This is a genomic window from Acinetobacter sp. AS167 (assembly GCF_037152175.1).
Classification (GTDB): Bacteria; Pseudomonadota; Gammaproteobacteria; order Pseudomonadales; family Moraxellaceae; genus Acinetobacter.
The window spans coordinates 46,658-69,253 of the sequence record NZ_JBBCMP010000015.1; the positions used below are offsets into that span (position 1 = coordinate 46,658).

19 protein-coding genes and 3 tRNA genes are annotated in these 22,596 nt (G+C 37.9%); 6 read left to right on the forward strand and 16 right to left on the reverse strand.

What is annotated here, in order from left to right:
• Nucleotides 1-25 precede the first annotated feature (25 nt).
• Nucleotides 26-3,598, reverse strand: coding sequence for a DNA polymerase III subunit alpha (gene dnaE, locus WFN33_RS18160; RefSeq protein ID WP_336954434.1), 3,573 nt, complete (start codon nt 3,596-3,598; stop codon nt 26-28).
• Nucleotides 3,599-4,077: 479 nt separating this feature from the next.
• Nucleotides 4,078-4,950 carry an ATP-binding protein gene (locus WFN33_RS18165; protein ID WP_336954435.1) on the reverse strand — a complete coding sequence of 291 codons (873 nt, stop codon included), beginning with the start codon at nt 4,948-4,950 and terminating at the stop codon, nt 4,078-4,080.
• Between the two features lie 201 nt (nt 4,951-5,151).
• On the opposite strand from WFN33_RS18165, the gene WFN33_RS18170 reads away from it, so the two are divergent.
• The 5 genes from WFN33_RS18170 to WFN33_RS18190 all read left to right on the forward strand — a co-directional run bounded on the left by WFN33_RS18170 (nt 5,152) and on the right by WFN33_RS18190 (nt 7,901).
• The gene (locus tag WFN33_RS18170) at nt 5,152-6,663 is read left to right on the forward strand and encodes a DUF3336 domain-containing protein (protein WP_336954436.1); all 1,512 of its coding nucleotides are present in this window, start codon (nt 5,152-5,154) and stop codon (nt 6,661-6,663) included.
• Nucleotides 6,660-7,472 carry a protein kinase domain-containing protein gene (locus WFN33_RS18175; protein WP_336954437.1) on the forward strand — a complete coding sequence of 271 codons (813 nt, stop codon included), beginning with the start codon at nt 6,660-6,662 and terminating at the stop codon, nt 7,470-7,472. The genes WFN33_RS18170 and WFN33_RS18175 overlap by 4 nt, the downstream gene beginning before the upstream one ends.
• 108 nt (nt 7,473-7,580) lie before the next feature.
• Nucleotides 7,581-7,665, forward strand: a tRNA-Leu gene (locus WFN33_RS18180).
• Between the two features lie 41 nt (nt 7,666-7,706).
• A tRNA-Trp gene (locus WFN33_RS18185) sits at nt 7,707-7,780 on the forward strand.
• Between the two features lie 36 nt (nt 7,781-7,816).
• Nucleotides 7,817-7,901 (forward strand) — tRNA-Leu (locus WFN33_RS18190).
• 174 nt (nt 7,902-8,075) lie between these two features.
• Here WFN33_RS18190 and WFN33_RS18195 read toward each other — a convergent pair.
• The 7 genes from WFN33_RS18195 to WFN33_RS18225 form a co-directional block, all read right to left on the reverse strand.
• Nucleotides 8,076-8,279, reverse strand: coding sequence for a hypothetical protein (locus tag WFN33_RS18195; RefSeq protein ID WP_336954439.1), 204 nt, complete (start codon nt 8,277-8,279; stop codon nt 8,076-8,078).
• 319 nt (nt 8,280-8,598) lie between these two features.
• On the reverse strand, nt 8,599-9,342 hold the full coding sequence (locus tag WFN33_RS18200) for an alpha/beta hydrolase (RefSeq protein ID WP_336954440.1): 744 nt from the start codon (nt 9,340-9,342) through the stop codon (nt 8,599-8,601).
• 24 nt (nt 9,343-9,366) lie between these two features.
• Entirely contained in the window at nt 9,367-10,098 is a 732-nt protein-coding gene (gene gloB / locus WFN33_RS18205) for a hydroxyacylglutathione hydrolase (RefSeq protein WP_336954441.1), read from the reverse strand.
• Between the two features lie 204 nt (nt 10,099-10,302).
• A complete protein-coding gene (locus WFN33_RS18210) occupies nt 10,303-10,920 on the reverse strand; it encodes a hypothetical protein (protein WP_336954442.1) in 618 nt (205 codons plus the stop codon).
• 202 nt (nt 10,921-11,122) lie between these two features.
• Nucleotides 11,123-11,818 carry a methionine ABC transporter permease gene (locus tag WFN33_RS18215; RefSeq protein WP_004719300.1) on the reverse strand — a complete coding sequence of 232 codons (696 nt, stop codon included), beginning with the start codon at nt 11,816-11,818 and terminating at the stop codon, nt 11,123-11,125.
• Nucleotides 11,815-12,840 carry a methionine ABC transporter ATP-binding protein gene (locus tag WFN33_RS18220; protein ID WP_336954443.1) on the reverse strand — a complete coding sequence of 342 codons (1,026 nt, stop codon included), beginning with the start codon at nt 12,838-12,840 and terminating at the stop codon, nt 11,815-11,817. Before WFN33_RS18220 ends, WFN33_RS18215 begins: the two co-directional genes overlap by 4 nt.
• A gap of 113 nt (nt 12,841-12,953) precedes the next feature.
• Nucleotides 12,954-13,826: a MetQ/NlpA family ABC transporter substrate-binding protein gene (locus WFN33_RS18225; protein ID WP_056511959.1), complete on the reverse strand. Its 873-nt coding sequence runs from the start codon at nt 13,824-13,826 to the stop codon at nt 12,954-12,956.
• Nucleotides 13,827-14,386: 560 nt separating this feature from the next.
• On the opposite strand from WFN33_RS18225, the gene WFN33_RS18230 reads away from it, so the two are divergent.
• Nucleotides 14,387-15,049 carry an RBBP9/YdeN family alpha/beta hydrolase gene (locus tag WFN33_RS18230; protein WP_336954444.1) on the forward strand — a complete coding sequence of 221 codons (663 nt, stop codon included), beginning with the start codon at nt 14,387-14,389 and terminating at the stop codon, nt 15,047-15,049.
• Between the two features lie 94 nt (nt 15,050-15,143).
• On the opposite strand, the gene purD is transcribed toward WFN33_RS18230, so the two are convergent.
• From purD to WFN33_RS18265, 7 genes are all read right to left on the reverse strand, one after another.
• Complete coding sequence (gene purD / locus WFN33_RS18235) at nt 15,144-16,427, reverse strand: phosphoribosylamine--glycine ligase (protein ID WP_336954445.1); 1,284 nt, start codon at nt 16,425-16,427, stop codon at nt 15,144-15,146.
• Between the two features lie 143 nt (nt 16,428-16,570).
• The gene (gene purH / locus WFN33_RS18240) at nt 16,571-18,145 is read right to left on the reverse strand and encodes a bifunctional phosphoribosylaminoimidazolecarboxamide formyltransferase/IMP cyclohydrolase (protein ID WP_336954447.1); all 1,575 of its coding nucleotides are present in this window, start codon (nt 18,143-18,145) and stop codon (nt 16,571-16,573) included.
• 94 nt (nt 18,146-18,239) lie between these two features.
• Nucleotides 18,240-18,509, reverse strand: coding sequence for a DNA-binding transcriptional regulator Fis (gene fis / locus WFN33_RS18245; protein WP_001086304.1), 270 nt, complete (start codon nt 18,507-18,509; stop codon nt 18,240-18,242).
• 375 nt (nt 18,510-18,884) lie between these two features.
• The gene (locus tag WFN33_RS18250) at nt 18,885-19,745 is read right to left on the reverse strand and encodes a zinc-ribbon and DUF3426 domain-containing protein (protein WP_336954448.1); all 861 of its coding nucleotides are present in this window, start codon (nt 19,743-19,745) and stop codon (nt 18,885-18,887) included.
• A 21-nt stretch (nt 19,746-19,766) separates the two neighbouring features.
• Nucleotides 19,767-20,669 (reverse strand): 50S ribosomal protein L11 methyltransferase, encoded by a 903-nt coding sequence (gene prmA / locus WFN33_RS18255; RefSeq protein WP_336954450.1) that lies wholly within the window; start codon nt 20,667-20,669, stop codon nt 19,767-19,769.
• A gap of 127 nt (nt 20,670-20,796) precedes the next feature.
• Entirely contained in the window at nt 20,797-21,672 is an 876-nt protein-coding gene (locus WFN33_RS18260; protein WP_336954451.1) for a bile acid:sodium symporter family protein, read from the reverse strand.
• A gap of 305 nt (nt 21,673-21,977) precedes the next feature.
• Nucleotides 21,978-22,400, reverse strand: coding sequence for a hypothetical protein (locus WFN33_RS18265; protein ID WP_336954482.1), 423 nt, complete (start codon nt 22,398-22,400; stop codon nt 21,978-21,980).
• Nucleotides 22,401-22,596 lie beyond the last annotated feature (196 nt).

Sequence of the window (22,596 nt, forward strand, 5' to 3'; positions counted from 1 at the left end):
TAAGCTTTAAATTCAAATAGGGAGGTTAAGAGAATTGGCCTGCATCTGACATATAGTCATCCATTGCATCATCCATACTCATATTTTCTGGTGGCGGTGCAACTTGAGTCGGTTGGGCAAGTCCACGATGATCAACGGCTTTTGCCGCTTTAGATTTGACTTGGTATTCAATATGAATAGATTCTTTACCGAAGTAATCACGTAATTTCGAAAGTAACTCATCCAATGGGGCAACTTTCCATTGTTGACCTAAATGTAACTCAGCTGTGGCATAGTCATAATCTAACTGGATCTGCATTGGGATATGTTGGCACATATCGACATTACAGAAGGGCAATAAGATCTTTTGAATATCCGAGGCTAAAGTTTTAGTCATCACTTCAGTATTCAGTGTTATGGCAATGCTATTGGCACGCTTTTGTCGAATTTCATTGAGAGTGAATGCTTTGGTCAAACGTCCCATAGGACGGTCAAAACCTTCACGTTCATAAATTTCACCTTCAATCACCACCACTTTTTCATTTTGAATAATGTCTTTAAAGCGTTGGAAGCGTTCATGATTCGCAGAGACTTCGATACGTGCTGTGCCGTCATCAAGGGTAATCATCATCCGATTTGGGAAATTGGCAATATCGACCACTAAACCTGCGAAAACAGTAGTTACACCACGGCGAGTTGGGGTTAATTCATTAATTTTATTTGGAATAAAGGATTTTAATTCTGCACGATAGACATCAATTGGATGACCTGTCAGATATAAACCCAATGTATCTTTTTCGCCTTTTAGACGCACTTCATCAGACCACGGTTTTACAGGCTTAGCCGGCTTACGTTGAACCTCTTCAACTTCACCAAATAAGTCCATGATACCCGTTTCACGATTTGAACGTGCCTGTTCAGCGGCTTGGACAGCTTCTGGAAGTTGTGCCATTAAACTTGAGCGTTCAATTCCCAAGCAGTCCAGTGCACCAGCGCGAATCAATGCTTCCAATGTTCTTTTATTGATTTTTTTCAAATCTACACGGTGGCAGAAATCAAATAAATCTTTAAAAGGACCATCTTGCTCACGTGAATCAATCACGGATTGCATGGCCTGTTCGCCGACACCTTTAATTGCACCTAAACCATAAATAATGGTGTTTACATCACTGGCATAGAATTGGTAAAACGACATATTTACCGATGGCGGCAATACCACTAAGTTGTTGATTCGGCAGTCATCAATTAAAAATACAATGTTATCTGTATTTTGCATTTCCGAAGACATGACCGCAGCCATAAATTCAGAAGGGTAATGTGCTTTTAACCAAGCCGTTTGATAGGCAACTAAAGCATAAGCGGCGGCATGTGATTTGTTAAAACCATAGCCTGCGAATTTTTCCATATAGTCAAATATATGGTTGGCTGTACCTTCATCAATATCTTTTTTCGCAGCACCTTCAATAAAGGTGGCACGTTGCTTGACCATTTCCTCGACTTTCTTTTTACCCATCGCACGACGAAGTAAATCTGCACCACCCAGTGTATAGCCTGCACAGAACTGTGCGGCTTGCATCACCTGTTCCTGATATACCATGATCCCATAAGTGGGTTCGAGTACACTTTCTAACAGCGGATGTAAGTATTCAAACTCACCACCATGCATACGATGGATAAAGTCGGGGATAAGGTCCATTGGACCCGGTCGATATAAGGATACGAAGGCAATAATTTCTTCAAATTTACTTGGGCGTGCTTCTTTAAGCATTTTTTTCATGCCCACGGATTCAAACTGGAATACCGCGGTGGTATTTGCGTCAGCAAATACTGCATAGGATTTAGGATCGTCTAAGGGAATGTTTGAAATATTTAACGGCTTATCAGATTGAATACGCTTATTGATATTTTGAATCGCATCTTCAATTACAGTAAGGTTACGTAAGCCCAAGAAGTCGAATTTTACTAAGCCCGCAGCTTCTACATCATCTTTATCGAATTGGGCAACCCGTCCTGTGCCATCAGCTTCACACAAAATTGCCGAATAATCGGTGATTTTGGTTGGTGCGATGACCACACCACCTGCGTGTTTACCTGTATTACGGGTAATGCCTTCAAGCTTGAGCGCCATTTCCCAGATTTCAGCAGCATCGTCATAATCTGGGTTGGATGGATTGGTAACGATATCTTTAAGTTGTGGTTCAGCCTCAATAGATTCTTCTAAGGTGAGGCCTAAAGGTTTAGTCGGAATCATTTTAGAAATACGATCTGCTAAACCGTAAGATTTACCTAAAACCCTTGCTACATCTCGAATCGCACCTTTAGCAGCCATGGTACCGAAGGTTGCAATCTGAGAAACCGCATCACGACCATAATGGCGTGCCACATAATCGATGACCTTATCACGCCCAGCGATACAGAAATCGATATCAAAGTCGGGCATGGATACACGTTCTGGGTTTAAGAAACGCTCGAAGAGTAGGTCATAACGCAGCGGGTCTAAGTCGGTAATTTTTAAACTATAAGCGACCAGTGAGCCTGCACCTGAACCACGACCAGGGCCTACAGGAACACCATTATTTTTAGACCATTGAATGAAGTCCATAACGATGAGGAAGTAACCGGGGAAATCCATTTTATTGATAATGCCAAGCTCATAGGCCAGACGTTCATCATAAGGCTTACGAATTTCAGCCCAATCTTCATCACGTGTTTCAACAGGATAAAGGAAGTCTAAGCGTTCTTCTAAACCAATTTCAGAAAGATGCTCAAAGTAAGAATGGATGGTATGACCTTCCGGAATTGGATAATCTGGTAGATCATGGAATCCTAAACGGAGTGAAACTGTACAACGCTTTGCAATTTGTAAGGTGTTTTCTATCGCACTTGGAATATCTGCGAATAACTTAATCATTTCAGCAGAGGTTTTAAAATATTGCTCAGGGCTGTAGTGCTTAGGGCGTTTATTATCACCTAGAACATATCCATCTGCGATACAAACGCGTGCTTCATGTGCTTCATAATCTTCTGGTCTAACAAAATGCACATCATTATGTGCCACAACACCAATATTGTATTTTGCAGCAAGTTTAACTGCTTCTTCATTGAAGCTTTCTTCTAATGGGCGACCTGTTCGCGTCAATGCTAAATAAACACGATTGCCAAATTTTTCGATCCATTGTTCTAACAGCGGTTCGGCTTTTTCAGGATAAGCTGCACAAAGCATTTCTCCGACATCACTATGTAGACCCAAAAGTACAATGATGTCTTGAGACTGTTCAAGCACCCACTCTTTTTGTACACATGGAATCGACAGTTGTTGTCCTTCAATAAAGCCACGAGAGACAATTTCAGTCAGCCCACGCCATCCCTTATTGGTCATCGCCAGTAAAGTTGCTTTATGGTTGGCATCGTTTAATCGAATTACACTGCCGAAAATAGGTTTAATCCCTTTCCCCAGCGATTTGTTGTAAAACTTAACTGCTGCATGCAGATTGGATAGGTCTGTAATGGCTAAAGCAGGCATTTCATCAGATGCGGCAGCTTTAATCAGATCAGGTATACGTACGATCGATTCTGTAATAGAGAATTCGGTATGAATACCAAGATGAACAAACTGCATAGACCTATCCTATATGAAACTGCCGGCTATTTTATCACGCTTAAACTGTGATGTGCTGAAATAAAATGTTCTGGATGAATTATTGATTTGCATTTAAGTTATTGAAATATATTTAAATATACTGAATTTTTTAATTTTGGCTTTTAGTTGCATGATTAACCAGCAGTCAGTTTGAGTTATATGTTGGCAGGCGGTTTTGCATGGGAATAAAGAAATTAAGCTTTATTTGAATCATATGGATTAAATAAAGTAGCAGTGTTCGTCCGTGCGATTGTGTTCAGATGAGACCAACACGCAGGGACACTTTAATGTGCGATAAATAAGTTTAGGATGACTAAGCCAATAAAAATATGATCTTTTATTGGAGAGTCTGCTATTCGCTTAGCTTGGTCATGTATATTGAACCGATTTATTTGATGAATAATTTAAAGCCCTGACTATTATTCAGTTAGAGCTTTGTATATCTAAAAAAGTTGGGCTTATAATGCCTTTAAACGTTCTGAACCAATCCAATGTTTAGAGAATTGATATGCTGCACGACCTGAACGTTGACCACGTGCCTGACACCATCTTAAAGCCTCCGCACGAACATCCTCAGTAAAGGGCATTGCTGCTTTTGCCAAATAATGTTCCACAATTTCTAAATAAAGATTTTGATCCATTGGATAAAAAGACAACCACATACCGAAACGATCTGATAATGAAATCTTTTCTTCGATGGCTTCTTGCGGATGCAACTCTTTATATTGCGGCACATCGACTTTGGTTACAGGCGTGTTTTCATGCATAAATTCGGGCAATAAATGACGACGGTTACTGGTTGCGTAAATCACAAAATTACTTGAACCAGATTGTAGCGAGCCATCTAACACGCTTTTTAAACTACGGTAATTTTCATCTTCAGCATTAAATGCCAAGTCATCACAATAAACGATGAACTTTTCTGGCCGATCTTTAATAATTTTTTGAATTTCTGGCAAGTCAGACAAATCATCTCGTTCAATTTCAATTAAACGTAAGCCTTGTTCTGCATACTGAGTAAGTAAAGAGCGAACTATGGATGATTTTCCTGTGCCGCGTGAGCCAGTCAGTAAAATGTCGTTGGCAGGTAAGCCGTGTAGAAATTGTTCAGTATTTTGTAAAATTTTAGCTTTCTGCCGTTCAATCCCTTTAAGATCATCCAAATGCATTGCTTTCGGGTTATAAATCGCTTTGAGTTGTTTATCGTGCCACCTAAAAGCCACTGCTTTAAAGTCAGTATCTTGTTTCTTTTCAGGAAGGACTTGATGTAACTGATCCAGAACAGTGGATAATTTTTGGATGATATTGTCAGGTAAGTCGAAAGTTGCCATATCCGTTCGCTATTTTCAGAAATTACATTGTGTGGTTGATATTAGCACAGTAATTTTATTGAGCTAATCTCAATAGGCGATAATTGGAATCTAAAGCAAGAATTAAATGACTTATGGTAATTGATTATCTGGTTATTTTTCAGCATAGTTTATCGACAGGTATTTAAAAGTGTCGGATTAAAAATCAAAGGAATATTAGAAATGTTATTAGAACTTACTCAAGATTTAAATCCGCATCAGGCTTATCGTATTAAAAAACTAAAAAGAAAACTGAAACATGCAGAAAACTATGAAGAGTGGAAATCTATAGCGTTAAAACTGGATGAAGAAACGGGGGCACAGGAGTGGAAGCTAGATAATACCTCACCATATTTTGATGCTGAAATTATTTCCCATCGATTAAATTTATTACGCCGTTACCGAATGCAAAATCGAACCCAAGACTTGATGTATATCCTTAGAGAGGGATTTAGTCATGATGTTGCCAATATTGGGCACCCGATGTTATTTGCGCATACCTATGTTGGGACAAAAAAAATAATTGAAGATTATATTGAGGAAGTGAGTAATAGTTTGGCATTCATCGCTTCAGATGGTTGCCAAACTTTATGTCATGAAAGTAAAAGGAAGTTTTTTGAAAACTGTGAAAAGGCCTATGGTCAACCTGCATTGATGTTTTCAGGTGGGGCTACATTGGGTTTATTTCATAGTGGCGTTTGTAAAGCATTGATGGAACAAGACTTGATGCCCAAAGTACTTTCAGGTTCGAGTGCTGGCGCAATTATGACTGCGATGTTGGGGGTAAATGAACCAGGTGAAATTCCAAACTTACTCAGTGGTGACCAATTTTATAGCGAAGCTTTTCACTTTCGTAGTGTAAAAGAATTAATCAAAGGCAATGGTGGTTTTGCAGATGTCCGATATCTTAAAAAATTCTTGGTTGAAAATTTAGGCGATGTGACTTTTCATGAGGCTTTTGAAAAATCAGGATTAGATATTAATGTCACCGTTGCACCTTATGATGTTTCTCAAGAAGATGTACGCATCATGAATAAATATACCTCACCAGATTTGTTGGTCTGGAGTGCAGTATTGGCATCCTGTGCTGTACCTGTTTTATTTCCACCTGTGCGTTTAATTAGTAAACGTTACGATGGTGTACATACTCCTTATTTGGCCAATACCCGTTGGGTGGATGGCAGCGTACGAAATGATTTCCCTCAAGAGCGCATGTCACGTCTTTATAATTTGAATTACACCATTGCCAGTCAGGTTAATCCACATATTGTACCGTTTATGCAAAATGATGAAGAACGTTACCGTAGAGATTTACTGAGTTGGCCTGAACGTATCGTACGTAGTCAAGGACGCATGGCTGCAATGGGGATCATGGATTTTGCTCGAGGTCGTATGGGAAGAGTGCCATCTATGCGTCGTTTACTCGATCACGGTTACGGTATTATTGACCAGCGCTACTATGGTGATGTCAATATTATTGGGGAGTATAGTCTACGCCATTATAGCTATATGTTACAGAACCCACGCCCATATCTATTTAAGCTGTTGCAACGAGAAGGTGAGCGTGCAACTTGGCCAAAAATTTCAAGTATAGAAACACATGCACGTATTGGTAAAACAATCCAACATTGTCTAGAAGTTTTGAATCATCCTATGACGAAAGATATACCAGCAGAACAATTGATCGAAGTATGAGCCAAAGCAGAATTCTTCCAGTTGCATATAATTCAATCCAAAGTCAAAAATTTGGTCGCCGTGTTTATCAAATTCAACAGGGACAGCAATGGTTTTGGTTGAAATTGCAGCTCAAAAATTCGAATCGCTGTTATCAACAGCACTTTTTCAATGAGCTAAACTGCTATAGCAAATTGAATGCATTGGAGACAGAATCTCAGCCTGTAATATTAAACTTTTCAATATTTGATCCATTTCAGCAATTTAAAATTGAAGAAGAGGTCATTGATCAAGCTTTATGGGTGGAAGATGTCCCAAAGCTTTTTCAGGATGCACCTGATTTACTTAGCTTGGCTGAAATTGGTATACGATTGATACTCAGCTTAGATGTGCTTGAACATCTGCATGACTATGGTTATCTGCATGGCGATATCAAAGTTGAGCACTTTCGGGTTAAGGGTGGAAAAAGTTATTTGATTGACTTTGAACAGGCTGTAAAAATAGCTCAAGACGCAAATCTAACAAGTATTGAGACACATACAGCAACACCAAGGTATATGGCACCAGAATTGTTTCATGCGCAAGCAAAATCATTTCAATCCGATATTTATGCGTTGGGAATCGTTTGGTTGGAGTGGTTGACACAACAGCGGCTATCTGCAAAAAGCTATCAAGATTGGGCATTTTTGCATTGTCAGGAGTTAAATGTGGTGTTACCAGAGCGATTTAAAATTTTTGAAATGGTTTTAACAGCAATGTTAATGAAAAAAACAGGGCAACGTTGTTCAAATATTTATCAAATAAAACAAGTATTAAGCCAAATTGTTTAAACAAAAAGCAGTATTTGCAACATTTGTTTTTTATTTAAACAAACGAGTGTCTTTTTCGAAAAAAGGGCTTGTCATAATAAAACGATCTCTATAATATACACAGCCATTGGGGACGTGGCGAAATTGGTAGACGCACTGGATTTAGGTTCCAGCGCCGCAAGGTGTGAGAGTTCGAGTCTCTCCGTCCCCACCAAGCAATTCATTTTGCGGTACTAAAGCAAAATGAAGTGTTATAGAGGATTGGTGTAATGGTAGCATGACGGTCTCCAAAACCGTTCGTCAAGGTTCGAGTCCTTGATCCTCTGCCAAGTTATTTAAAAAGACTAAAACGTTAGTTTTTATTCGGGGACGTGGCGAAATTGGTAGACGCACTGGATTTAGGTTCCAGCGCCGCAAGGTGTGAGAGTTCGAGTCTCTCCGTCCCCACCAAATTTAAAAAAGCATGATGAAAATCATGCTTTTTTTTATGGCTAAATTTTTATTCTGATGATGCTGTATCTTATCTTAGTCATAGGTTTGGGAATTTAATTTTATCCAGATCAAAAAAAGACCTAAACGAAATCGTTTAGGTCTTTTTAAAGAGAAACTTCATTTACACACTTACTAAGCCTTTAAGTGATCCTCAAACTCTTCACCGAGCTGTATCGCTAAGTTATTACCTGATAAATCACAAGTGACTAAACCATATTCTTTTTTAAAGCTGAAAGTAAATCCTTTTCCATCAGCTAAATTTTTTACTGAATAGCCTAATTTTTCTAACCAAATACGAAAAGCGATTAAATTCTTTGCCTTTACAACCTTTTTCACAGAAGATCTCCTTAATTCCTGCCTATAAATTTAATAGGGGTGATCATTAAATTTTTAAAGGGGAAACTTGATGAAAGTTATTTTTTATATCAATATTTGAGCAATTTGAGAAATGAGGCTTTTGTATCATTGCGTATTTTTTTGCTATAAATATGAATAAAATGTGAATTTATTATAAAATAGTTAAATAAAACAAATTGTTAAAATAGTGTGGAAATTGTCCTTGTAATATTTTGATGCAAAGATATCTATTTTTAAAAGCAGAAATTTTCTCATTATTAGTTTGAATAAATGTAAGTAAATTTAACAGAAGAATAGATTATTGCAGTCGAACAGGATGATGTTGTTGTAAAAAATCTAAAATATCACTAAATAATTCAGCCTGATCTTTGCCTAAGGTCATGAGGTGTCCTGTCTTGGGATAGCTTTTAATCTGTTTTTCTGTGGAATTGACATGATTATAAATAATTTGTGCACTGGATTGATAATGTACATCATCTAATTCACCATACAATAAAAAAATAGGCGCGCGAATTAAAGAAACATTGCTTATGGTTACGGCAATAAACTGATGCAATTGGTGTAGTTGTATTGTTGCTTTATTTTCTAAGCTTTTTATGTCTAGTTCTAAATCGCTATTCTGAAATTGATGAAGATATTCTGCATAGTGTTTTAATCGCTTAAAGAGATCATTTACATTTCGATCCTGTGGTGCAGACATGCTAATACAAGCATCAATCGGAAAGTACTCAGTGAGTTTTAATGATAAAATTGCGCCTAAAGATACCCCAATGATAGCAATATGCTTATAACCCTGATTTTCTAAGAATTGATAAGCATTATGTGTATCTCGCCACCAATCCTCTGTAGTGTAAGTGAGAAACTCATCAATCGTTAAACCATGTCCAGCGTAGCTAGGTGCATAGCAAGTGTAGCCATTTTGATGCAGAAATTTTGCCAAGGCCCTCATATCTTGAACGGTACTGGTATATGCATGTAATATCAGTACCGCCCGCTGAGAGGCTTTTAAAAACAGAGGCTTAGGTTGGCGCAGTTTTAACATTGTGAGGACAATAATCGTGATTGCTTAAAAATTATCTTTCAATGCGCGAATACGCGCAAATTCTTCAGCACTTTCGACACGTAAAAAAGGATTGGTTTCAAGCTCAAGTTCAATGGTACTGGGCAATGTGATTTGCCCATGTTCACGAAGCAGTTGGATCTCTTCGGCACGTTGTTGTATTGCTCGGTTCTCTGGTTCGATATGCAAAGCAAATTGTGCATTAGAAAGGGTATATTCATGTGTACAGTAAACTTTGGTTCTTGGTGGTAAAGCGGCGAGTCGATTGAGAGAGTGATAAAATTGTTCAGCAGTTCCTTCAAACATACGTCCACAACCCATAGCAAAAAGGGTATCACCACAGAAAACACTGTCTAATTCATCAATAAAATAAACGACATGTCCTAGGGTATGACCTGGTACTGCGATAATGTCGATGTTTAATCCATGAAATTCAAATTGATCATCGTGTTGTAGTGGGTAGGTAATAAAAGGAATGTGACTCAGTTCAGCGCGCGGCCCATAAACAGGAATATTATGGTCTGCGATCAATTCTGGAACACCACCAATATGGTCTTTATGCCAGTGTGTGAGCCAAATTTGTTTTAAATTCAGCTGATGTTCAAGGCAATAATTTTCAACGAGTGATGCTTCAGTGGGATCAATTGCAACGATATCATGGCTTTGACTTTCTTCGATCAGCCAAATATAGTTTTGTAATTGATTTTTTACATCTATGACGTGAATTTTAAATTGCATCGTTTAATTCCATGAATATGCTGACACAAATTTAATAGCAAAATCAGGCTATAGACAAGTTAGAAAGCTGATTACAGTCTTTTTTATGTGAAAACATATGTAATTCGATAGTGCGACATGTTATTTGCTTAAACAAACAAGTCATATGGTAGGTTATTCTTTTAGAGAATAGCATATAGATCAATATGCTATTCTCAATAAAACTTAACAGGCCATCCCTTGGTTGAATTCTAATTTGCTTAGTTTGCCATTTTTAAAATTAAAATTGACGTAGGCGAGATAGCCCGCTTCAAACTCAGCAGGATTTTTTAAAAACTCTTTGGCTTCCGATGCCGTTAAAATTAAAACACTGGTGCCAGTTTTGGCGCTGTTTGGGAAGTCTTTTTTAAATTGATTGATGCTATATAGATTAGTGATGGGTTTATTGTTAATCAGGATTGTATCTGTGATTGCTGGTGCATTTGTCCAAGAAAGCCAAACTCGTCCTTTGGTTGTGCCAAGTTGTTGAAAATTATTTTTGGTTTTATAGAAGGAGTTAGACTTAATCTGTGGATTGTCTTCACTATAAATTTCAAACATCAGTTTTTTCCCTGATGCAGTAGAGCTTGAATATTCATAGTTCCCACTACATTCAGAAAATGCTTTTATAGTTTTTTGAGAGGTGTTTCCGAGCAATTTTTCAATTTGCGTTGCACTTAGCGCTTGATTGAGCTCTACACCATTGACTTTTACTGTGGTGGTGTAATCGTCTGAAGCTTGCGCAAAACTACAAATAGGTAGCATAAGGAGTAGTGAGGCGATTGTTTGAGTAAAATTATTCATTTCAAATATTTCTTAAGTTTTCTATAACTTAATCAGTTCTGAAGGATTGATCAAGAGCAGATGATCAAATGAGTAGAATTAAAAAGGATCTATAAATTTTATAAGTATTTATATCTGTAGCTAACTCAAGAAATAAAAAAATACCCTCAACAAGGAGGGTATGATTTTAGAAGTAAGAAGAATTGAAAATGAGATGCAAAGATTATCGAAGCTTAGATAACCAATTTCCAAGACTCTGTACAATTTGTACAAGGATCAATAAGACAATCACAGTGAGATAAACCACACTTTGATCGAAACGTTGATAACCATAAGAAATTGCTAAATCACCAATACCACCAGCGCCTACAGCACCCGCCATCGCTGTTGCACCAATCAAGCTAATGGTTGCTGTGGTAAGGCTCAGGATGAGTGAGCTACGAGATTCAGGGATAATAAATTTAAAAATAATCTGCCAAGGCGATGCACCCATTGCTTGTGCAGACTCAATAATCCCTTCATTCACTTCAAGCAATGATGTTTCTACAAGACGACCAATATAAGGACCAACATAAATGGTCAACGGTACAATCGCTGCCCAAGTACCAATAGTTGTACCCACGATCGCTTTGGTGAGTGGGAAAACCGCAATCAACAGGATAATGAAGGGTAGGGAACGTAGCGCATTGACGATAGGATTTAAAATCTGATAAACAGCGCGATTGGGTAAAATGCCATTAGGGCGAGTAACCAGCAAGGTAATTGCTTGAACAAAGCCCCAAATGGTACCAAACAGCATTGCAAAAATGACCATTTGGATGGTTTCTTGCATCGCTGTAACAAACTGGTCAATGCTTAAAGAGCTTTTCCAAAATGGTGCTGTGAGCGTAGTGAGCCATTGTACAATGAGTTCTCTCATAGTCTAACTCCTGACTGTTCCACCTTGACCCCATTTTTTTCAAAGAAATTTATGGTTTGGCGAATGCTTTCGGTATCTCCCAAAAGTTGTATAAACATTTGACCGATCACTGAACCATTAATTTCAGTCATATTGGCAAATAAAATATTTAAGCTGACATCAAATTGCTTAATTGCTGCTTGTACCACAGTTTCTTGCGCTGAAGTACCCAAAAATTGCAGACTATAAATACTTTTATGATTTTGATTTTCGAGATTGTTTAAGATATTAACAGGGAGTTGTTGCTGTAAAACGGTTTGAATAAAGTTTTTAGTCGTGGGGTGTTGCGGTTGACTAAAAATTTCTAAGGTAGAACCTGTTTCAATCACTTTGCCTTGTTCCATGACGGCAACAAAATCACAAACAGATTCGATCACATCCATTTCATGCGTAACCATGACAATGGTAATCCCTTGCTCTTGATTAATCTTTTTAAGCAAAGCGAGAACAGATTTCGTGGTTTGTGGATCAAGTGCAGAGGTTGCTTCATCACAAAGTAAAATTTTGGGGTGGTTGGCCAAGGCGCGTGCGATACCGACACGTTGCTTTTGTCCTCCCGAGAGTTCGTCTGGAAAAGCATCTTTTTTATGCTTTAGATCAATGAACTCAAGTAACTCATTTAAACGTTTTTCACGTTGGTCTTTACTGACACCAAGCAATTTTAACGGCATTTCAATATTGTCAGCTACAGTTTTGGTTTGTAGCAAATTGAAATGCTGAAAAATCATGCCTATATTTGCACGTTCTTGACGTAATGCACGTGCATCAAGTGCCGTAAAGTCTTTTTGATTAATGATGACTTGTCCTTGGTTAGGACGCTCAAGCAAGTTAATCAAACGGATTAAGGTACTTTTACCTGCACCACTATAGCCGATAATGCCAAAAATACTGCCCGCTGGAATCTCAAGATTAATCTGATCCAGTGCACGTATGGTTTGACCTTTCAACTCATAGTGTTTTGAAATGTTTTTAAATTCAATCATATCGTCAAAAACTATAGCAAAAAGAAAAAACAGGCAAATTCACTTTGCCTGTTTTATGAGGGCCTATAGACCTTTCATAAAAGAATGGTCAATTGACCTGATCCATTATAAAACTATTTTGATTCTGTAAGATAGCTTACAGGTTTATTCACATCAACTTTAGTTCCACCGAAGTGTTCTTGAACATATTTACCTACAGCAGGAACATGATATAACTCACCCACTTTTTTCAAGAGGGCATCGTCTTTACGTGCATCTGCAACAGCAAGTACGTTGACATTCATTTTGGTTGTTTGGTCAACTGGCTCATAATAAACTGAATCTTTAAGCACGTTTAAACCACCTTCCATTGCTAAAGTATTGCCTAAAACAATTGCATCAACTTCATCTTTAGCACGTACCGCAGTCGCCATTTGAATTGGTTTGATGACAATTTTCTTTGCATTTTCAGTAATATCAGCAGGTGTACCTTTGACTAAATCAAAACCATCTTTTAATTTGATGAGACCAGCAGATTGTAAAAGTAACAATGCGCGCGATTCATTTGCGCCATCATTTGGAATAGCAATAGTTGCACCATTGGCAAATTCTTCAACTTTTTTAACTTTACTAGAATAAATACCCATTGGCTCTAAATATGTTGTAGAGATTGGTGCAATTTTTTCTTTGTTTGATTGATTGAAAGCAACAAGATATGCATAAGATTGGAATGCATTGATATCGACTTCTTTGTTTGCCACAGCTGTATTCATTGCAACATAGTCAGTGAAGTTTTTAACTTCTAATTTAATTCCAGCTTGTTTTGTTTCTGGTAATGTTGCGATATAGCGCCAAATATCTGCATCTGAACCTGTAGAAGCCATGGTAACGACTTGTTCTTTACCTGCATCTGCTTGGGCAGCATCATTTTTTGGAGCTTCTTGTTTTCCACAAGCAGAAAGAGTGAGCACAGACGCGCTAAGTAAAACGCCAAACAGCTTTTTCATGAATAAGTCCTAAGTAGCAAATGCAGTAGAATTTTGTCCTTTGCATTCTCGATCATTTAAATCGAATTTTTAACATTTTGAAAATAAATAATGCGGTGACGTACTTGTCTGATTGCGCTATCTATATTCTTTACATTTGAGGATTAGCAGCCTGTTTTAAAAGAATTTTAATTGTTTAAAACAAACTCTAAAGATTTGTTTATCATATCAATAAATGAAAATTATACATAGTGGCTGCGTGTTGACATTGGGTGGTGATGTCGTTGCATGAATATCAATGTTTTTATTAATTTAATAAAGAAAACAAATGCTTTTGTTGAATGCTAAACGATAAATGATTAAATTTTATACTTATTCATAATATATAAATTTTTTAGGATTTATTATCTTTTTTTTGAATAAGTAAAATAATCTTAGATCTGCATCTATAGCAGTGCTCTGATAAGCGTTATTTCAAATTGTTAGGCGAAATAGGGGGATTTTATTCAAACAGTGATTGACATTGACACTACTGTCATACTTTAGCATGAAGATCTTATGTACATCAAAGAGATCAATAAATGAAATTAATCATCTTTTTTTTAAGCAGTTTGTTATTTCTAAATGTTGCATATGCTCAAAATAATGTTTATATCATTCATGGCTATGGTGCAAAGGTGGATGATCATTGGTTTGATTATCTTGAGGAAAATTTACAAGATAAAAATACTAAAGTTGTAAAGATCGCATTGCCGAACTCTAACAATCCAAAGCTTTTACAGTGGAAGCAAACCTTAAAAAATAATATTGCTCAAATTGATCAACATACATTTTTTGTTGCGCATAGTTTGGGGTGTATTACGCTGCTTGATTTCCTGTCTGAATTGGATTTTCAACAGATAGGTGGTGTTGTCTGTGTATCGGGATTTTCGAATAAATTGGTAGTACTACCTCAACTAGATTCATATATCACTGAAACGAATAAGGATTTTTCTTTTAAAAATAAAATATTAAATCGAAAAATGTTTATATCGAGTAATGATCAATATGTTCCAACTGATTTAAGTATCTCGTTGGCAGAAAAACTGGAGTTTCCATATGAGATTATTCCCAATGCTGGACATTTTCTAGCGAGTGATGGATATCGGGAATTTCCTCAATTATTAGATTGGCTTCAAATGGTCATTGGTGGTGTTGAGGCGGTAGGTGATTCAAATGATTCAGCGAAAAATCAATCAAGGTAATTAATCTTATATTTATTATTCTGGAAGAGCATTACTCACTAAAAATTTACCAAATAAAAAACCCGCCTTGGCGGGTTTTACAACTCAATCGAGTTTAAGCATTTTCACGAGCAATCGCACGGTAACCAATATCTTTGCGGTATTGGACACCATCAAAAGTCACTCTTTGGCAAAGTTCCAAGGCTTTTGCTTGCGCTTCACCAATTGTGTTGCCTAACGCTGTAACGCAAAGTACACGACCGCCAGCAGTCACTACATCACCATTGGCATTATTTGCTGTACCTGCATGGAAAACTTTAGCATCTGTCATTTGGGTATCTAAACCCAAAATCACGTCATCTTTGCTCGAAGTTTCAGGATAGCCTTTAGATGCAAGCACAATACCAACAGTTTTACGCTCATCCCATTCAGCTTCAGCGGGTAAGTTACCTGCAATACCAGCTTCTACTAAATCAACCAAAGAAGATTTTAAGCGCATCATGATCGGTTGAGTTTCAGGGTCACCAAAGCGGCAGTTAAACTCAATGACACGAGGTTGCCCTTGCTCATCAATCATCAAGCCAGCATACAAGAAACCAGTGTAAGTATGACCATCAGCTTTCATACCATCTACGGTTGGACGCATAACTTCTTTCATGACTCTGTCAAAAACATCTGCAGTCACTACAGGGGCAGGGGAATATGCACCCATACCACCCGTATTTGGACCTTGGTCAGCTTCAAAAATACGTTTATGGTCTTGTGAAGTTGCCATAGGAAGGATGTTGTCACCATCAATCATACATATGAAAGATGCTTCCTCACCATCAAGGAATTCTTCAATAACAACACGCGAACCTGCATCACCAAATTTATTGCCTGCAAGCATGTCATCAATTGCATCAAACGCTTCTTGATTGGTCATCGCTACAATGACGCCTTTACCCGCAGCAAGGCCGTCTGCCTTAATTACAATTGGTGCGCCATTTTTTTCTACGAATGCTTTGGCTGTTTCCACTTCGGTGAATACATCATAGAATGCTGTAGGAATGTGATGACGTTTTAAAAAGTGTTTGGCGAAAGCTTTAGAGCCTTCAAGTTGTGCTGCAAATTGGGTTGGCCCCCAAATTTTAAGGCCAGCTGCTCGTCCTGCATCAACTACCCCATTTACAAGCGGTGCTTCAGGACCAACAATAATGAGATCAACGGCATTATTTTTTGCAAAGTCGATAATGGCAGGGTTGTTGAGAATATCTAAAGCAACATTTTCACATTTATGTTCAGTTGCTGTACCCGCATTTCCTGGTGCAACAAAAACTTTAGTGACTTGATCGTCTTGCGCAATTTTCCATGCCAATGCATGTTCACGACCACCACTACCCAAAACTAATATGTTCATCTTATGTATCCTTTTTTAATCCCTCCCAACCTCCCTTTATACAGGATGGGGTATCACGAATTTAAAGAGTCCTGTAGTTCGTGACAAGTCCCTCTTATGAAAGAGGGACTTAGGGGGATTTTTAAATAATGATTTATGGTGAATTAGTGACGGAAATGACGCATACCCGTGAAGACCATTGCAATATCAGCTTCATCTGCTGCTGCAATTGTTTCTTCATCACGCATTGAACCACCCGGTTGGATAATACATTTGATACCTGCTTTTGCAGCATTATCAATGCCATCACGGAATGGGAAGAATGCATCAGATGCCATAACAGCACCTTCAACCACTAAACCTGCATGTTCAGCTTTGATCGCTGCGATACGTGCAGAGTTTACACGGCTCATTTGGCCAGCACCGACACCAATGGTTTGACGGCCTTTAGCATAAACAATAGCATTGGATTTAACGTATTTGGCAACTTTCCAAGCAAAGATTAAATCATCAATTTCTGCTTCAGTAGGAGCACGCTTAGTTACTACTTTAAGATCATCTTTGGTGATCATACCGAGGTCTTGGTCTTGAACCAATAAACCGCCATTGACACGTTTATAATCGTATTGTGAAGCACGTTCATCAATTTTAGGAAGTTCGCCACATACCAGTACACGAACGTTTTTCTTTGCGCCAGTCACTTCAAGTACACCATCGGCAATACTTGGTGCAATAATCACTTCAACAAATTGACGGTCAACAATTGCTTGAGCTGTAGCAACATCTAACTCACGGTTAAATGCAATGATGCCACCAAATGCTGATTCTGGATCAGTTGCATAAGCAAGATCGTATGCAGCCTTAAGACCATCTAACGATACTGCAACACCACATGGATTTGCATGTTTAACGATGACACACGCTGGTTTTGCAAATGATTTGACACATTCAAGTGCTGCATCTGTATCCGCGATATTGTTATAAGAAAGTTCTTTACCTTGTAACTGCTTAGCAGTTGAAACCGATGCTTCAGTTGCAGTCGATTCTACATAGAAAGCAGCGGATTGATGTGGATTTTCACCATAACGAAGATCTTGTACTTTATTTAACTGGGTATTGAAAGTACGGGCAAATTTGTCAGCTTGACCTTCTTCTTTACCAACACGTGCACCGAGGTAAGAAGCAATCATGCCGTCATACTGGGCAGTATGTTCAAATGCTTTAACCGCTAAATCGAAACGAGTCGCATAAGATAAAGCACCATCCGCTTTAAGTTCTGCAATTACAGTTTCATAATCAGTCGCATTTACGATGATCCCCACAGAAGCATGGTTCTTCGCAGCTGCACGAACCATTGTTGGGCCACCAATGTCAATATTTTCAATTGCATCTGCAAGCGAGCAGTCTGGTTTAGCAACAGTAGCAGCAAAAGGATAAAGGTTTACGACAACAAGATCGATTGCATCGATGTTGTGTTCAGCCATGACAGCTTCGTCTAGACCACGACGAGCCAAAATGCCTCCATGAATTTTAGGATGCAGTGTTTTTACACGACCATCCATCATTTCTGGGAAGCCTGTGTGCTCTGAAACTTCAACTACAGCCACATTGTTGTCTTTAAGCAACTTATATGTACCGCCAGTAGATAAAATTTCCACCCCAAGAGCAACAAGGTTCTGGGCAAATTCAACGATCCCGGTTTTATCAGAAACAGAGATTAAAGCGCGTTTAATAGTCATGATCTTCGTCAACAGTTTTTAAGTCTAGAGATTGAACAGGTAGGCAAAATATAGGTAAAAAAAATGCCCACGCAAGCCGTGAGCATTTTATCATTTATTCACTCATTAAACCGTGAGCTTTTAACTTTTTGCGTAAAGTGCCACGGTTCAGTCCGAGAATCTCAGCAGCGCGAGTCTGATTCCCGCGTGTGTATTCTAAGACAACAGATAAAAGAGGTTTCTCCATTTCTGCTAGCACCATGTCGTACACTTGTGATGGTTGCTCACCTTGCAATTGTGCAAAATAGTGACGAACTGCGCGATCTACGTGAATACGAAGAGCGACGTCAGATTGTGCAGTAAAAATAGGAGATTTGCTATTCATGCGAGTTAATCCGAAAATCAAAATATTACTTGGGTAAAGTAATATATAAATGTGGTCTAAAAAAATCTGAGCTCCGTTTTAGATCCTAAAACGGTTGGCTCTAAAACAAGAACAATTAGCTTGCCACAAATCGTCGAGTTGAGTGAAAAATAAGCGTAACAATAGATTAATATTTGTTACAACACTCTTTTAAACAAAAAAATGTTCTACTTGCGCGATATTGGATATAAAGCACATAACAAAACAGTATTTTTTTTGAAAAAATGCGAGGAGTTTGCAGGACAAAGCTTTCGTGGCGCGTATGATACCATTGTCTAAGAAAAAATGAGCAAGAAAACTACATTTTTTTTCATTTTTTTATAATTTTTTTTAATTTTAAGGGTGAATAATGTCTAATTGGTACTGATCAAAACTTTTTCTTGGCTCTGTAACAACAAATTTAAAAGGATATGGGCTATTTTGAGGAATACGCTTAATTCCAACTAAACTTTCAATCAGATATTGCTCAGGTGTAATCACATGCGTAGCTATGACCTTATTTTGAGTTTTTAAAGTTACTCTTATTAGGGGTAATTCTAAGCTTTTAGAATATTGGTTATTGAGTTGACCTGAAAATTGAGTCTCCTGTCTATCAAGTGCTTTAACTTTAAGGTGACTAATCACAATTTGTTTATAGCGTTGATCAACAGTATCACACTGTAAGATGGCACAGGTTTGAGTAAAGACAGTATTCAAAAACGGATAACGATCAGTTAAGTTTGGATTAAACCAAAGGATTTGAAATAATAAAATGCTGAGTAGGGCAAGATTAATCATGCTCCACGCCAGATAGTAAAACTTACTTTTTGTTTTGATCAAATGTTGCCCGTGGTTATTTAAACCTTGTGATAGATTTAAGCTGGGAATGTTGTTGACTGGTTCATTGTTAAAATAATTCAAATTATTTAAATAAGTTCTTAAATCAATATTGGAGTTTTCAATTTTACGATTAAAAATATCTAAGACATTGGTTTCTATTTGACGTTTCGTCGTCATGAGGTTTTGTACCTCATTCTGCACTGGCGTATCAGGATTGCCCCTTGGTTGAGTAGGCTGGCTGTTTTGTAGATGAATTAATGCATTAAAATTATGTGAACATTTTGGACAACAAACCATACCCTGCGCAACGGTGAGTTGCGTAACTGATACTTTATAAATTGAAGCACAATTTGGGCATCGGGTTTGTTTTTCAGTCATAAATACTTATATTTTCATAGATTAAACAGCCTTACGTGACCCAGAAATTCTGCACCAGGTTTCTTCACGTTTCTCGACTTCTACTATATCAAAAAATTCAGAATAAATACTAGAAACATCAGTAACTTGCTCTTCAATTACGCCGGCAAGTGCGAACTCTCCCTCAGATTTAATCAAAGTTGAGAATTCTTCAGCAAGTGACATAAGAGGGCCTGCAAGAATATTTGCAACTAAAATATCGGCCTGTTGGTTTTTAAATTCTGCATTGAACTCTTCAGGTAATCCAACATAAAGATTTTCAAGAACACCATTCAGCTCAGCATTTTGCTTGGTCGCCAAGACAGCTTGTGGGTCGATATCTGTTGCATAGACTTTCTTTGCACCTAAAAGCAGTGCTGCAACACCTAGGATGCCTGAACCACAACCATAATCAATCACGACTTTATCTTTAACATCGGTTTTGCCTAACCATTGTAGACAAAGGAAAGTAGATGCATGGTTACCCGTACCAAATGCTAAGCCTGGGTCAAGTTTAATATTGACTGCATCCGCTTCTGGTGGTTCTATCCATTCAGGTACGATCCAATACTTTTCACCAATTTGAATTGGTTCATAGTAATCCATCCAAGAACGTTCCCATACTTGGTCTTCAAGAAATTCACTGCGCATCGGTTCAGTTGGGAGTTGGGTGCGAATAAATGTTTCTAGGGCTGTTACATCAATGTCTTCGCCTTCTTCTTGCGCGTAGATTCCAGTAACAATCACTTTATTCCATAGCGGAGTTTCGCCAGGGAGTGGTTCAAGCAAGTCTTGGTTTTCAGCATCATCTAATGTCACGCTGACTGCGCCTAAAGAACTTAACAAGGTTTCAGTAAAATCAACTTGAGCTTGTTCTACAGTAATATGAATTTGTAACCACTTCACGGCAAAGACCTAAATCGTTTTCTTAAAGGCAGTATTGTAGCCCAAACTTAGAAGTTACGCTTACATTCAGTAGCAAAATAAAAAATGGATGCTTAAGCATCCATTTTAGTTGAAGCACATGATGGCTTTATATCGCAGGTTCAGTTTCAGTTGCTGCATGTCTTGAAATTAACGCACCAAAAATAGCAGCGAAAATATACATAAAGATTGAGTAAACCGCGGCAGGCATTGCAACAGTAGAATTTGCGATTACAGTCAAAGCAATAGTCATAGCTAAGGTACTATTATGAATTCCGATCTCAAATGCGCATGCACGTGCTTGGGCGCTATTAATACCCAGTAATCTTGGCACAAAGTAACCAATAACTAGACTACAAATACAGAAAATCACCGTGGCTAGACCAACCTGCGTCAGGTACTCCATGATATGCGTACGTTCTTTGGTGATTGCTCCAATAATAATGAGAATTAAAAAAACCACTGAGAAAATTCGCAAAGGTTTACTTAATTTTTCAGTAAAGTGTGGCGCATAATTTCGAATGAGCATGCCAATACACACAGGAATTAAAATTATTGCAAAAACTTGCAGTATTTTACTGAATTGCATGGTGATTTGTTGACCATCATTCATAAAGTATTGTATAGAAAAGTTTACGATTAAAGGCAAGGTAAAGGCAGCAATGACCGAGTTAATTGCAGTTAAGGTAATATTGAGCGCAATATCACCTTTAAACAAATAACTAAATAGATTGGCAGTACTACCTCCTGGTGAAGCAGCAAGTAACATTAAACCAACGGCAAGCAAAGGTGGGAGTGCAAGTACTTTACAAATAATAAAAGCAATACCGACCAAAAGCACTAGCTGACAGAACAACGCAATCAATACGGCTTTAGGGTGTTTAGAAACTCGCGCAAAATCTTTTGGTGTAAGCTCTAAACCAAGTCCAATCATAATGATGGCGAGGGCGAGGGGAAGCATTATGGTAATAATCCCTGAATCCATAGTGTGATCCTTTTTGTTGTTTTACATTAATTAAATATGTGAATATTCCGTACTCAATTTGAGTGTAATCGAAAGGTGTGAAATTGAAAAATAAATTCTATGACTCGGAAATCTTCTTAGAAAAATAAGTTATGAATATCTGTTCATATACCCAATAACAATTCTTTCGTAGCAGATGTAAAGCATATGGTTGTTATATCAAGAAAGTCTGTGTACTCGAAATAAAAAAAGGTGACCCATTTTTAAATGGATCACCTTTTTTACACATGCTATTTATAAAAACATGTATTTATGCTCAAAAGATATCATTGAGCTTGGATCGGATCTTCGCTCGGAGCAGCTTGACTAGGTTGCTCCATTGCTGGTTGTTCAGCTTGAGATGCCTCATTTGTTGCTGGTACATCTGCACTCGCTGGAGCAGATTGTTCTACAGCTGGGCGGTTTTCAATGGCCGGTTCAGGCGCTGCTGCAGCGGCAGTCGGGTTGCCACCTGCAGGTGCAGGGAAGCTAAATTGTAATTTACCATTTTCATTTGGTTCACAAGTACCATTAAAAGTTACCCCTTTATTGGCATAGGTCACCCAGTCTCCTTGTTTTTTCTTGGCACATACCTGAATTTGCTTTTTCACTTCAGCTTTGCTGGTGTTTTCATCAGCAGCATGGGCAAAACTAAATGCAACACAACTGAGTAAAGATGCTGTAATTACTTTAGACATGGTATTTTTCATCATGATATTCCTTATATATAAAGTCTCGAAAAAAATAATTTGTCCGTGTAATATCTATCGTATCGTGAGTTTTTGATAAGTTAAATTCTATTTGTAGGGCAGTCATGAAACGAAGTGTCAATTTATGTTGCCTATGTATAAGAGATGTTTAATCGTTCATATGCATGATTGAGGGGAATAATATTTGTAAAACTGC

What these genes read in the sequence shown, in the direction of transcription:
- dnaE (WP_336954434.1), bottom strand. Translation starts at nt 3,598, where the DNA reads ATGCAGTTTGTTCATCTTGGTATTCATACCGAATTCTCTATTACAGAA.
- WFN33_RS18165 (WP_336954435.1), bottom strand. Translation starts at nt 4,950, where the DNA reads ATGGCAACTTTCGACTTACCTGACAATATCATCCAAAAATTATCCACT.
- WFN33_RS18170 (WP_336954436.1), top strand. Translation starts at nt 5,152, where the DNA reads ATGTTATTAGAACTTACTCAAGATTTAAATCCGCATCAGGCTTATCGT.
- WFN33_RS18175 (WP_336954437.1), top strand. Translation starts at nt 6,660, where the DNA reads ATGAGCCAAAGCAGAATTCTTCCAGTTGCATATAATTCAATCCAAAGT.
- WFN33_RS18200 (WP_336954440.1), bottom strand. Translation starts at nt 9,342, where the DNA reads ATGTTAAAACTGCGCCAACCTAAGCCTCTGTTTTTAAAAGCCTCTCAG.
- gloB (WP_336954441.1), bottom strand. Translation starts at nt 10,098, where the DNA reads ATGCAATTTAAAATTCACGTCATAGATGTAAAAAATCAATTACAAAAC.
- WFN33_RS18210 (WP_336954442.1), bottom strand. Translation starts at nt 10,920, where the DNA reads ATGAATAATTTTACTCAAACAATCGCCTCACTACTCCTTATGCTACCT.
- WFN33_RS18215 (WP_004719300.1), bottom strand. Translation starts at nt 11,818, where the DNA reads ATGAGAGAACTCATTGTACAATGGCTCACTACGCTCACAGCACCATTT.
- WFN33_RS18220 (WP_336954443.1), bottom strand. Translation starts at nt 12,840, where the DNA reads ATGATTGAATTTAAAAACATTTCAAAACACTATGAGTTGAAAGGTCAA.
- WFN33_RS18225 (WP_056511959.1), bottom strand. Translation starts at nt 13,826, where the DNA reads ATGAAAAAGCTGTTTGGCGTTTTACTTAGCGCGTCTGTGCTCACTCTT.
- WFN33_RS18230 (WP_336954444.1), top strand. Translation starts at nt 14,387, where the DNA reads ATGAAATTAATCATCTTTTTTTTAAGCAGTTTGTTATTTCTAAATGTT.
- purD (WP_336954445.1), bottom strand. Translation starts at nt 16,427, where the DNA reads ATGAACATATTAGTTTTGGGTAGTGGTGGTCGTGAACATGCATTGGCA.
- purH (WP_336954447.1), bottom strand. Translation starts at nt 18,145, where the DNA reads ATGACTATTAAACGCGCTTTAATCTCTGTTTCTGATAAAACCGGGATC.
- fis (WP_001086304.1), bottom strand. Translation starts at nt 18,509, where the DNA reads ATGAATAGCAAATCTCCTATTTTTACTGCACAATCTGACGTCGCTCTT.
- WFN33_RS18250 (WP_336954448.1), bottom strand. Translation starts at nt 19,745, where the DNA reads ATGACTGAAAAACAAACCCGATGCCCAAATTGTGCTTCAATTTATAAA.
- WFN33_RS18260 (WP_336954451.1), bottom strand. Translation starts at nt 21,672, where the DNA reads ATGGATTCAGGGATTATTACCATAATGCTTCCCCTCGCCCTCGCCATC.
- WFN33_RS18265 (WP_336954482.1), bottom strand. Translation starts at nt 22,400, where the DNA reads ATGAAAAATACCATGTCTAAAGTAATTACAGCATCTTTACTCAGTTGT.